Source organism: Aureimonas sp. AU4, from assembly GCF_001463765.1.
Taxonomy (GTDB): domain Bacteria; phylum Pseudomonadota; class Alphaproteobacteria; order Rhizobiales; family Rhizobiaceae; genus Aureimonas.
In genome coordinates this window covers 1-552 of record NZ_BBWK01000119.1, presented here as the reverse complement: position 1 = coordinate 552, position 552 = coordinate 1, and the positions used below count along the sequence as shown (strand labels likewise).

Annotated in this window: 1 protein-coding gene; it reads left to right on the top strand. The window is 73.6% G+C overall.

Annotation, left to right across the window (positions count from 1 at the left end):
• Positions 1–552: VOC family protein (locus AUL35_RS21355; protein ID WP_192847147.1), on the top strand; the 552-nt coding region annotated here is incomplete at both ends.

The following is a 552-nucleotide window of genomic DNA, read 5'->3' as shown; positions in this document are numbered from 1 at the left end:
ATGGCGAACCGCTTCGTCTGCTTCGCCGACGGATCCTACCTTCTTCTCAGCGCCTTTCGCGATCCGGCCGCCGCCTCGTCGGCATCGGCTGGCCCCGCTACTGGAGGCGGGCGAGGGATGGGCCGACTATTCCTATCTCGTCGACGACACGGAGAATGCGGCGGAGCGTCTGCGGCGCGCCGGCTTGCCGATGCGCGGCCCCTTGCGGGTCGCCAACACGCTGGCCGGCGGCGAGACCTGGTCGCTCGACCTCCTCCTGACGGGCATCGGCGCGGGCGGCGAGGAAGCGCTGCCGTTTCTCGTGGAGGACCGGGAAGGTCGCGCCCACCGCATCCCGCGGGCGGACCGCCATTCCAACGGCGCGCGCGGCATCGCGGGCGTGCGGCTGCGCGTCGCGTCCGCCGAGCCGGTCCTGCAGGCTCTGGCCACGATGCTGGGCGAGGCGCCGCAGCCGGTCGAGGGCGGCGAAGCCGGGACGCCGCGCTACCGGATCGGCGATACCTGGCTGGACATCCTGGAGGACGCGGCAACACCTCCGGGGCGGGGCGGGGC